The organism is Microbacterium sp. (assembly GCF_047605725.1).
GTDB lineage: Bacteria > Actinomycetota > Actinomycetes > Actinomycetales > Microbacteriaceae > Microbacterium.
This window is the reverse complement of the sequence record NZ_JASGFE010000035.1, coordinates 15,867-27,238: the sequence shown is the minus strand read 5'-3', so window position 1 is coordinate 27,238 and position 11,372 is coordinate 15,867. Positions and strand designations below refer to the sequence as shown.

9 protein-coding genes are annotated in these 11,372 nt (G+C 69.5%); 5 read left to right on the top strand and 4 right to left on the bottom strand.

Going from position 1 to position 11,372, the window contains the following annotated elements:
• Window positions 1–170: 170 nt before the first annotated feature.
• From QM641_RS08735 to QM641_RS08725, 3 genes are all read right to left on the bottom strand, one after another.
• Window positions 171–1,301, bottom strand: a complete 1,131-nt coding sequence (locus tag QM641_RS08735; RefSeq protein WP_415115520.1) for a hypothetical protein — start codon at window positions 1,299–1,301, stop codon at window positions 171–173.
• Window positions 1,302–1,978: 677 nt separating this feature from the next.
• Entirely contained in the window at window positions 1,979–2,473 is a 495-nt protein-coding gene (locus QM641_RS08730) for a DNA-binding protein (protein ID WP_415115518.1), read from the bottom strand.
• 28 nt (window positions 2,474–2,501) lie between these two features.
• Complete coding sequence (locus QM641_RS08725; RefSeq protein WP_415115516.1) at window positions 2,502–3,626, bottom strand: serine/threonine-protein kinase; 1,125 nt, start codon at window positions 3,624–3,626, stop codon at window positions 2,502–2,504.
• An 89-nt stretch (window positions 3,627–3,715) separates the two neighbouring features.
• Between QM641_RS08725 and QM641_RS08720 the strand changes: the two genes are divergently transcribed.
• From QM641_RS08720 to QM641_RS08710, 3 genes are all read left to right on the top strand, one after another.
• The gene (locus QM641_RS08720) at window positions 3,716–5,689 is read left to right on the top strand and encodes a vWA domain-containing protein (protein ID WP_415115514.1); all 1,974 of its coding nucleotides are present in this window, start codon (window positions 3,716–3,718) and stop codon (window positions 5,687–5,689) included.
• A gap of 25 nt (window positions 5,690–5,714) precedes the next feature.
• The gene (gene rsmA, locus QM641_RS08715) at window positions 5,715–6,569 is read left to right on the top strand and encodes a 16S rRNA (adenine(1518)-N(6)/adenine(1519)-N(6))-dimethyltransferase RsmA (RefSeq protein WP_415115510.1); all 855 of its coding nucleotides are present in this window, start codon (window positions 5,715–5,717) and stop codon (window positions 6,567–6,569) included.
• 114 nt (window positions 6,570–6,683) lie between these two features.
• The gene (locus tag QM641_RS08710; RefSeq protein ID WP_415115508.1) at window positions 6,684–7,607 is read left to right on the top strand and encodes a phosphodiesterase; all 924 of its coding nucleotides are present in this window, start codon (window positions 6,684–6,686) and stop codon (window positions 7,605–7,607) included.
• On the opposite strand, the gene QM641_RS08705 is transcribed toward QM641_RS08710, so the two are convergent.
• Complete coding sequence (locus tag QM641_RS08705) at window positions 7,564–9,141, bottom strand: stealth family protein (RefSeq protein ID WP_415115506.1); 1,578 nt, start codon at window positions 9,139–9,141, stop codon at window positions 7,564–7,566. The genes QM641_RS08710 and QM641_RS08705 overlap by 44 nt on opposite strands.
• Window positions 9,142–9,251: 110 nt before the next feature.
• On the opposite strand from QM641_RS08705, the gene QM641_RS08700 reads away from it, so the two are divergent.
• Window positions 9,252–10,325: an aldo/keto reductase gene (locus QM641_RS08700; protein ID WP_415115504.1), complete on the top strand. Its 1,074-nt coding sequence runs from the start codon at window positions 9,252–9,254 to the stop codon at window positions 10,323–10,325.
• On the top strand, window positions 10,322–11,257 hold the full coding sequence (locus tag QM641_RS08695; RefSeq protein WP_415115502.1) for a 4-(cytidine 5'-diphospho)-2-C-methyl-D-erythritol kinase: 936 nt from the start codon (window positions 10,322–10,324) through the stop codon (window positions 11,255–11,257). The genes QM641_RS08700 and QM641_RS08695 overlap by 4 nt, the downstream gene beginning before the upstream one ends.
• Window positions 11,258–11,372 lie beyond the last annotated feature (115 nt).

The following is an 11,372-nucleotide window of genomic DNA, read 5'->3' as shown; positions in this document are numbered from 1 at the left end:
CCGTCGGCGTTCGAGGCCTGGTTCGTCACCGCCGCCCACGACGACGCCGTGATCGGGCAGATCATCGACGCGCTCCCCGCCGCCGCCCGCGCCGCGGCGTCGGTCCCGCGGCGGGCGGATCAGGGCTGACGACATCACGGTGGAGCACCGCTCGTCACCGAAGACCACGATCAGCAGGAAGGAATCGTGGCGTAGGAGATGCCTCCACCGCTGGCGGCGACGACGGCGATATGGGTGACGCTGCTGGCGAGTGCCACCCATGCCGCGCCCGCGATACTTCGGTAGAGGACGCCGTCGCTGCCGAGCACATACGTGCGGACGGTGCTATTGATGTTGGTCTGCTGCAGAACGGCGACGGTCACGCCATCGGGCAGTGCCGGGTAGTCCGTCGCCGAGCCTGACACGGGCTGGAAGTAGACATCTGTGTCATCGACGGCATAGGCGATACCGCCAGCTCCGTCTGCCGGTACGGCGATATCGGTGACACTGCTCGCGAGTGTCGACCATGCCCCGCCCGAGACACTCCGGTAGAGGACGCCGTCGCTGCCGAGCACATACGTGCGGACGGTGCTGTTGACGTTGGTCTGCTGCAGGACAGCGACGGTCACGCCATCGGGCAGTGCCGGGTAGTCCGTCGCTGAGCCTGACACGGGCTGGAAGTAGACATCTGTGTCATCGACGGCATAGGCGACACCGCCACCCCCGTCTGCCGGTACGGCGATATCAGTGACATTGGAAGCGAGTTGCGTCCACGCCGCGCCCTCGACACTCCGGTAGAGAATGCCATCGCTGCCGAGCACATACGTGCGCAAGTTGCTATTGAAATACGTCTGCTGCAGATCGGCGACGGTGACACCCGAGGTCAGTGCCGGGTATTCGTCCGCTGAGCCTGACACGGCCTGGAAGTAGACATCGGTGTCGTCGACGGCATAGGCGATACCGCCAGCTCCGTCGGCAGGGACGGCGATATCGGTGACACTGCTCGCGAGTGTCGACCATGCCCCGCCCGAGACACTTCGGTAGAGGACGCCGTCGCTGCCGAGCACATACGTGCGGCGGATGCTGTTGATGTTGGTCTGCTGCAGGGCAGCGACGGTCACGCCATCGGGCAGCGCCGGATATTCCGTCTCCGAGCCTGACGCGGGTTGGAAGAAGATCGTGCTTGTGACGCTCTCGATGGTGATTGTCGCGCTGACAGAGCTGCCGTCGGACGTCGTTGCGGCGATCGTTGCCGTAGTGCCGCTGGATGTCGCTTCGATGTCGGGAAGAGTGATCAGCCCGTCCTCGTCCGTCGTTCCCACATATACAGAGGTACCGTCCGCGAATTGAATGCCCGCTGAAAGCGTGACTGTTATGGCTACACCACTTTCTGGTGTGCCATCGCTCGATGTGGCGAGGACCTGGACTCCGCTGACCACCGGCTCGCAGGCCGTCGCCGTGTATTCGTCTTGAGGAAAGGAAAGACTCGTTGCGGTGGATGCCGCATATGCAGGTGCCGCCACGGACAGGGCGACGACGGGGATCGTCCACGCTGCACCTCGGATGAGGTCGCGTCTACGTATCCCCTCCGTGGGGAGTGCTGTCTTGCTCGGCACGGGGGGCAGTCGCTGGTGATCTTCGTCTGACATACGTGACTCCATTTGATTGAGTGCGAAAAAGCCTTCTCGCCTCCGTGACTGTGAGGCTCGTGGGGGGTGCGTCAGGAGAGCATGTGAGTCCCGGAAGTCGGAGAGTCGGCTTCGAGCAAGACCCTTGTCGTAGAAGGCGAGACCTTGCGATGAGCCCCTTATCGCGCCGGTCTTGACGTGCTTCTGATCAGCTTACGGCCTCTCTCCCGTTCTCCCTGTGTGCCGTCGTCCTGCGGCGCGGACGAAAGATCGATGACAGCCGCGAAGGCTGAGGCGACCCACATACCGGTGAGGCGAGGTCCTGCGGGTGGGGGAGTTCTTGCGGGGGCCGCTTTGCTCTCGCGGTGCGGCTATCGCGCCTCACCGTCGAGCGCTTCGTCAAGCAGCGCGGCCAGCACCGCGACGCCCGGCACGTCGCGCAGCGCGGCGCAGGCGGCGGCGAGTTCGCTCGTGCCGACGTGGTCCCTCACCTGGCGCGCCAGCGACGGCGTCTCGCTCTCTCTCGTCTCGCCGTGGATGCGCTGCTGCGTCGTCGTCGTGATGTCGCTCGCCGTGACCTCCTCGAGAACGGTCTCGCCCGCGCCCGTGCGTGCCTCCTGTGCTCGCCGTTCCAGCGTGACCATGCGTTCGTAGGCGAGAGGGTTGCCGATCTTGACGCGGCGAGCGGAGATCAACTGCGACAGCATCGGGGCGCTGAGCCCGAGGACGGCAGCGAGGCGTCGCTGCGGGATGCCGTAGTCGCGCATGATCGCACCGAGGCGCACGTCGAGCGTGTCCCCGTACAGCTCGCGCTGGGCGCGACGCCCCTCCACGACGGAGGCATCCGGTGTTTCGTTCGTGCTCATGGTCGCTCCCCTCGGTAGGGCACGGTGTTCATCCCGCAGACAGCACAGTGAGCCACACGGTGGCGACGGCCGCGACGGCGGACAGGCCGAACAATACCGGGACTGCCCACCCGTGCCGAGGCCGAGTCCGTGGTTGCGGCGCGGGCACAGGATGCGGGGGAGGGGAAGGAGACGGCGGCAGGGGAGGGCGAGGGGGTGGTGGCGGCGCGCTCGAGGGCAAGGCTGCGGGGCCGTCGGGTGGGACCTCGGGCAGGCCCGCGCCGCGGCTTCCCGCCTCGAGCGGATCGGTCTGATCGAAGACTTCGAACGGCTCCCCGGTCCCGGTGAGCACCCACGTGGCCGGGTCGTCGGGCGGAGGAGGAATCATCGCGGCGGCATCGGCGGCCGTCGGGCGCGCGCCGGGGTCGTCGCTCAGCCCGCACATGAGCACCGCGCGCAGCGCCTGAGCCCGGGGACTGTCGTCGGCGGCGAGGAGCGTGTCGACGAGCGCCGCGGGGTTCGCGATGTGCGCGGGGTCCTGGGCCGGATCCAGTGCCTGTAGCGCCACCATGCAGGCAGCCCACACATCCTGAGGGTACGCGGGGCCGTCGCCGTGCAGTTGCTCCGGGGCGAGGAACCCCGGGGTGCCGGAGACATGCCCCACGCGGGTGAGACGCGGCGCGCCGTGGTGCAGCGCGACGCCGAAGTCGGCGAGGCGCACGTGCGGCGTGGCGCGCCCGGTGGGCTCCAGCAGCAGGTTCGCGGGCTTCACATCGCGGTGCACCCAGCCGGAGGCGTGCACCGTCGCGAGCCCGAGCAGCAGCTGTCGCGTGAGCTCGGCGACGAGGGCGGGAGCCAACGCGCCGTGGTCGGCGAGCGCCTGTGCGAGGGTTCCTCCGCGCATCAGCGGCATCAGCAGGGCGACGTCGTCGTCCTCGGCGACCCAGGCGTACGGGGGGAGGAGATGCTCGTGTGCGGCGATTCCTCCGTCGGCGTGCGGGCGGACGGACTGCTCGCGAAGGAAGCGGAGGATGTCGGCCCCGTCGCGCTGGCGCATGACCTTGGCTGCGCAGATCGCCGTGAGGCGTCGGTCGATCGCACGCCAGACGGTCCCGGTGGCGCCGCTGGCCAGGGGAGCGAGCAACTCGACGCGGCCAGCGATGATCTCTGCCATGGCGCCGCCAGTCTATCTTGACGCCAAGATTTGCATATGCAAACATGTTGTCACCTTGACGGGACGCCACCTCGATCGACGGGAGCGACATGAACACGGCGGTCACCTCTTCGAAGCTGCCGCACCGGCAGTATCGGATCGGCGCGCTCTTGGCCGCGCTGCTGTTCTGTCTCATTTCTTCCGCCGTGCCCACGTGGGCATCGTCGACCGATGAGTCTTCGACGCAGAGCGTCGTGCCCACGATGCTCATCCTCGACGCGTCGAGTTCCATGCTCGCCACCGACGGCGACGATTCAGGGTCGACGCGCATGGCCGTCGCCAAGACGGCGGCCCTCGGCCTGGTCGATAGCCTCGATGATGATGCCCAATTGGGGCTCCTCGTCTACGGGGCGACTGTGCCCGACACCGCGAGCGCCGACGAGGGGTGCGCCGATGTCTCCGTCGTCGTGCCGGTCGGTGCGGGAAACGCGAGCGAGCTGCGCTCGGGCGTCGAGGCGACCGAGGCATCCGGGTGGACGCCCATCGGCTCGGCTCTGCAGGCGGCCGCGGACGCTCTACCGTCGGACGGGGCGGGGGCGATCGTCCTCGTCAGTGACGGCATCGACACGTGCGCGCCGCCGCCACCGTGCGACGTCGCGGAAGAGCTCACCGCAAGCGGCGTCGATCTGACGGTGTACACGATCGGCTTCCGCGTGGATGCCGAAGCCCGTGCGGACCTGCAGTGCATCGCCGACGCGACCGGGGGCGCGTACTCCGACGCGCAGGACGGAGAGGACCTCGCCGAGCAGCTGACGGTACGCGCTACGCGCGCATTGGAAGGCTACGAGGTCTCGGGAACGCCCATCACCGGCGGCGAAAGCCTCGCGGCGGCGACAGAGATCACTCCCGGGCAGTTCCTCGACACCTTCGAGCACGGCGCGAGCGACACCGAGGAGGGCACGACGAAGTACTACCGCATCGAGCTCGCCGAGGGTGAGCGCCTGCACGTCTCAGCCACCGCCGTCCCCCCGCCGGGCGACAGCGGCGCGGTGGGAGGGCTCCTCGACGCTCAGGACGACGCCTACTTCGAGGCCGGCGTCGACATCCTCGACGCACACGGCGAGTCGTGCAGCGCCGACACCCCGTGGTCGATACAGACCGGAGGTGGCTTCTCGAGCTCGTTCCCCGCGCTCTCGGGCGTGCGCTCGCGACCGGTCGGCGAGGACGAGGACTGGGAGAACCAGTGCGACGCGGGGGCTGTCTATATCCGAGTGGAACGCTTCCGTGAGGCATTGGCGGACATCGAGTTGCCCGTCGAACTGGTGGTGGCGATCGAACCCGCCGACCTCGACACGAGTGGGACTCCCGCCGAGGCATCCGAGAACCCCGGTGCCGAAGCGAGCACCACCCCTGTGGAGGACGTCGAGCTCGGACGGTCCTTCGCATCGGCACCCACGCTCGAGCCGGGGTCCTACGCCATCGAGATGGTGCCGGGAGACCTGCGGGCGCTCACGATCGACGTCGCGGAAGGCCAGACGCTCTCGTGGAGCGTCGAGGTGGTCGAGCCCGCGGACGGCGATCTCGATGCCTACGAGTTCGTGACGCTCCTGGTCTCGACGTTCAACCCGATTCGCGAGAACGTCGGCGGCTCGACGTCCATACTCCTCGACCGCACGGGGTTCACCGGCGGCGGGATGGTGGCGCCCGTACAGCTGGCGAACCTCGAATCCGGTACCACGGCCGTCTCGCAGACGTGGCTCGGCGGGCCGCAGACGATGCTCCTGGCGTACAGCACAACGCTGCAGGACCCGCCGGAGGGTGAGCAAGTGCCGGTGCGTTTCGTGCTGACGCTCGCCGTCGACGGCGAGGCGGGAGAAAATCCGCAGCTCATCACCGAGGTCGACCCGCCCGACAACACGTCGATCGACCAGACGCCGGCGGCGGTCGCGACCACGAGCGCGAACACAGACGCGGGTGGCGGCATCCGTCCGCTCGCGGCGCTCGCGGCCGGAACCGGCGTTGTCGCGGTCGGTGCGGGTGCTGCCGGTGTGTGGCTGCTGCGCAGGCGCCGCTCCGCCGGGTGAGGGGCGGCTCGCTAGGCTGGCATCCATGCCCGTGACCCTGCTCGGCGCGTCCGAGATCCGCGCCTTGGCCGCTGAGATCGAGGTCACGCCGACCAAGAAGCTGGGCCAGAACTTCGTCGTCGACGCCAACACGGTGCGCAAGATCGTGCAAGCGGCACACGTCACCTCCGCCGACCGGGTCGTCGAGGTCGGCCCGGGCCTCGGTTCGCTCACGCTCGCGATCCTCGAGAGCGGGGCATCCGTCACCGCCGTCGAGATCGACCACCGGCTGGCCGCCCGGCTGCCCGCGACCGTCGCGGCGCACGGCGTTCCCGACGGCGCGCTGACGGTGCTCGATGCCGACGCGCTGCGCGTCACGGACCTGCCTGGCGACCCCACCGTGCTCGTTGCGAACCTGCCGTACAACGTCAGCGTCCCCGTGCTGCTGCACTTCATGGAGACCTTCGAAGGCATCGAGCGCGGCGTCGTCATGGTGCAGGCCGAGGTGGGGGAGCGCCTCGCCGCCCCGCCCGGATCGAAGGTCTACGGAGCGCCGAGCGTCAAGGCCGCCTGGTACGGGCCGTGGCGGCTGGCCGGCGCCGTCTCGCGCCAGGTGTTCTGGCCCGTCCCGGGCGTCGACAGTGTGCTCGTTGGCTTCCAGCGCGATCCGCAGCCGCGCGGCGACGAGGCCTTGCGCCGGGCGACGTTCGAGGTCGTGGATGCCGCGTTCGGCCAGCGCCGCAAGATGCTGCGCCAGGCCCTCGCGCCCCTGCTCGGCGGGTCGGCGGCGGAGGCATCCGCCGTTCTCACCGCCGCGGGCGTCGACCCCACGGCGCGCGGCGAGCAGCTCACGATCGACGACTTCGTCGCGATCGCCCGCGCCCGCGGTCGCGGCGCGTGAGCCGCGGGCCGCGCTGCTCGCGGCACATCGCAGAGATCGGGGGTCACCGCCGCGTCACGCCGAAGTCACATGACGTTCAGTGAATATTACGAAACATGCCTGTAACATGAGGCTGTGCGAAACGCTGAGTACCCGGCCCCCGAGCGAGTCCTGCTGCACCTGAGCGACACACACCTTCGCGCCGGCGGCTCGCGGATCTGGGACGCCGTTTCGGGCACGGAGCACCTCGCCCGCGCTCTCGCCGGCATCGAGGCCTCCGGCATCCGGCCCGACGCGATCGTGTTCACCGGCGACCTCGTCGACCTCGGCGAGCGCGCGGCGTATGCCGACCTGCGCGCCATGGTGGAGCCGTTCGCCGCACGCCTGGGCGCCCCCGTCGTGTGGGTCATGGGCAACCACGACGATCGCGCCGCGTTCCGCGCCGAACTGTGGGACCATACCGACGACGACGACGCGGCGGCGCTCCGGCCCGTGCGCCGCGTCGACGAGTTCGACGGCCTGCGCATCGTGACCCTCGACACGTCCGTGCCCGGTGAGCACTATGGCCAGATCGACGACGACCAGCTCGCGTGGCTCGCCGGCGTGCTGAGCACCCCCGCACCGCTCGGGACGATCCTCGCGATGCATCACCCGCCGGTGCCGAGCGTCCTCGCGCTCGCGGCGAGCGTCGAGCTGCGCGATCAGCGCCGGCTCGCCGCCGTCGTGCGCGGCACCGATGTGCGCGCGATCATCGCGGGGCATCTGCACTACTCGACGTTCGCGACGTTCGCCGGCATCCCGGTGTCCGTGGCGTCCTCCACGTGCTATGCGCAAGACCTCACCGTTCCCGTCGGCGGAACACGCCCGCAGGACGGCGCGCAGTCGTACAACCTCGTCCACGTCTACGACGACACCGTCGTGCACTCGGTCGTTCCGGTCGACGCGGGTCGCATCATGGAATACACCGACCCCGCGCACGCGCGCTCGCTGCTGGCGGACGCCGGGATCTCCGGCGTCAGCGTTGCGCGGAGGCCTGCTCCGACGCCGGTGCTGCGCTGACCTCGTCGATCTCCCAGGGGGCGCGCACCGGGAACATCCGCTCGAGCACGTCGGTCACCCGCTGCACCCGCACGCTCTCCGGCACCTCGTTCTCGCCGCCGTCGTTGAGGCAGAACATGTCGGCGTCCCGCCGCTCCACGAGGTTCTCCATGCGCCGCAGCGACGAGGCCATCGTCGTCTGCACGTAGCGCACCTTCGGCATCGTCGTCGTGACGGCGCGGCCGGTCGCCAGCGCGTAGTAGTGGTACAGGCAGTTGGTCACCGACACATCGGTCGCCGAGCGGAACCGCGATGCGGCGGTTCGCGCGAAGTCCGCCGAGAACGTCTCTTCCAGCTCGTACAGCACACTCCGGCGCAGCGGTGCCGCGCAGTGCTCCAGGTCGCGCAGGATCGTCCGCCCGAACCTCTCGCGCAGCAGCTCGCGGTTCACGCGCAGCGCGTTGTCGTGGCCGCTGCGGTGAACGTGCGCACCGCCTGATCCGATCCGGATGCCGCACTCGACGAATCTCGACACCCCACCCGCGCTGAAGAACAGCTCGGGCTGCACGGCGCGACCGAAGAACATGTCGTCATTGGAATACAGGAAGTGCTCGGAGAGCCCATCGATGTGGTGCAGCTGCGACTCGACCGCGTGCGAGTTGTGCGTCGGCAGCACCGCCGGGTCGGCGAAGAACTCCTCGCTGCGTACGATCGTGACCTTCGGATGCTCCTTCAGCCATGCAGGCGGGGTCGAGTCGGTCGCGATGAAGATGCGCCGCACCCACGGGGCATAAAGGTGCACGCTGCGCAGCGCGTAGCGCAATTCGTCCACGTGCCGATAGCGGGCCGGTCCGTCGTCCCCGGCGCCCACGACGTACTCCTCCATCCGGGCAGCGCGCTGCCGCTGGAACTCGCTCGACGAGCCGTCGACCCACGAGAACACCATGTCGATCTCACCGATGAACTCGTCGGGCTGCGGGTCGAACATTCCCGAAAGGGTATGCCAGCTTCTGCCATACCGGGTCACCGTGGTCTTCTCCAGTTCCGAGACGGGGAACACCCGCCGCGTCAGCGCATTCGCGCGCGGCGCGTGCACCGTGCCGTCGTCGAAACGCCAGATCTCCACCGTCACGGACTCGCGCAGTCCGTAACGCAGCGAGCCGCCGGGAGTGACGCGGGGGCGGAAGAGGCGCACGGATGCCGGGGCGGCATCAGGCCACGCGCTGTCGCTCGCGAGTCGCGGATCGTCGTTCCGCGTCTTCACGTAGAGCGGCTCACTGTGCCCGAGCGCGCTGATCGCGTCGATCGCGACCGGCGCCTGCGCATCGGTGACGACGAGGGCGGGGCGCGATCGCCCGTGCCGGATGAGCAGGGGCTCGACGCCGGCCGCCTCGAGGGCATCGGCGATGAGCGTCAGATCGGCCGTGCGTGCGGCATCCGGCGTCTGATCGTCGTGGACCAGATGGAGCATGCCGTCGACCCAGCGCAGATCCTCGCGCGCGGCGAGGGTCTCCCACGGGTGGCGGTGCGGGGGGAGGGCGGTCAGCTTCGTCACAGCAGCCCCTTTCGTTCCGGTGTGGCGCCCAACCTAAGCCGTGATCGTTACGTGGCTGGGCGGCGATCGTTTCGCGGACGTTTCTGCGCGCACGCCGATAGCCTGGAGGGATGACCGACGCCGAAGAACGCTTCCCGCCGTCCCGCGGGGGAGACCTCCACCGCCCCTACACCGCTGCCGAAGACCGCTACAGCGGAGCCGCGTTTCGTCAGGTGGGCACGAGCGGCCTGTATCTGCCGCCGATCTCGCTCGGGCTGTGGTGGAACTTCGGCGACAACATCCCCTTCGCAGGCCAGCGCGCCCTGCTCCGGCACGCCTTTGACCGCGGCATCACCCACTTCGACCTCGCCAACAACTACGGCCCCCCGTACGGCTCGGCCGAGACCAACTTCGGTCGCATGATGCGCGAGGACTTCGCCCCCTACCGCGACGAGCTGATCATCTCGTCGAAGGCCGGCTGGGACATGTGGCCCGGTCCTTACGGCACCCTCGGCTCGCGGAAGTACCTGATCGCGAGCGCCGAGCAGTCGCTGAAGCGCATGAGCGTCGACTACGTCGACATCTTCTACTCGCACCGCTTCGACCCGGTGACCCCGCTGGAGGAGACCATCGGAGCGCTCGACACGCTCGTGCGCCAGGGCAAAGCGCTCTACGTCGGCATCTCGTCGTATTCCGCGCAGCGGTCGATCGAGGCGAAGGCGATCGCGGCCTCGCTCGGCACGCCCTTGATCATCCACCAGCCGGCATACTCGATCCTCAATCGCTGGATCGAAGACGGCCTCACCGGAGCCCTCCGCCAGGAGGGGATGGGGGCGATCGCCTTCACTGCGCTCGCCCAGGGACTGCTCACCGGCAAGTACCTCGCCGACGGCACGGCCCAGCGCGCGCAGCAGCGCTCCTCGCTGCCGGGGACGAGGCTGACCGAGGCAGCGCTCGCCTCCCTGCGTAGTCTCGACGTCATCGCGAAGGAGCGCGGCCAGAGCCTCGCGCAGCTCGCGATCCAATGGGTGCTGCGTGACCCGGTGGTCGCCTCGACCCTCGTCGGCGCCTCGCGACCCGAGCAGCTCGATGAGAATCTCGCTGCCCTGGACGGCCCCGCGTTTTCGACCGAGGAGCTCGAACGCATCGACGCCGTCGCCGACAGCATCGACGTCGACCTGTGGGCGGGCTCGGCGACGGCGTGAGCCTCGCGCGCGTCTTCGGCCGGCGCGTGCATGTGCGCGCGCCGGGCAAGATCAACCTCTTCTTCGCCGTCGGCGACGTCCAGCCCGACGGATATCACGACGTCGCGTCGGTGTATCAGGCGGTGTCGCTCTACGAGGATGTGTGGGCGAGCGTCGCCGACGGCTTCACGATCGCCGTCAGCGGCGACGTCGATGTCTCCGGTGTGCCGTTGGATGCCTCGAACCTCGCCGTCCGGGCGGCGAAGCTCGTCGCACGCCGGCTCGGGTATGCGGGGGGCATCCACCTCGACATCCACAAGGGCGTTCCCGTCGCCGGCGGCATGGGCGGGGGGTCGGCGGATGCCGCGGCGACCCTCGTCGCCGTCGACGAGCTGCTCGACGGCGGCTTGAGCACCCTCGAGCTGCAGGAGCTCGGCGCGCAGCTGGGCGCCGACGTGCCGTTCTCGATCCTCGGCGGCACTGCGGTCGGAACGGGTAGGGGAGACGAGCTGGCTCCCGCGCTCGTGCGCGGCCGGTTCTCCTGGGTGCTCGTCACCCGCACCGACGGCCTGTCGACGCCCGCCGTCTATGCCGAGCTCGACCGGCTGCGCGCCGCGGCCGACATCCGCCCCCGGATCGCGTCGCCGACGGTCGACCCTGCCGTGCTGCAAGCGCTGCGCGCAGGGGATGTGCCAGCCTTGGCGGGCGTTCTCCGCAACGACTTGCAGGGCCCCGCACTGTCGCTGCAGCCCGATCTGGTGCGCGTGCTGCAGGCGGGGACGGATGCCGGCGCGCTCGCCGCGCTCGTCTCCGGTTCTGGGCCCACGGTCGCGCTGCTGGCCGCAGGCGAGTGCGCCGCGGCATCCCTGGCCTCCGCCCTGACGGCCGCCGGCTGCACCTGCGTCGCCGCCGGCGCCCCCGCCCGCGGCGCCCACGTGGTGCACATCGCCTGACTGGCCGCACCCGCACAGTGCGCCGCTCGTGGTTCGGATGGCGTTCGTTGTCGCGTGCTGCGTCGGCATCCGGCCACGACTGCCGTGTGAAGGGATGCCTTCACCTCTGTCGCCC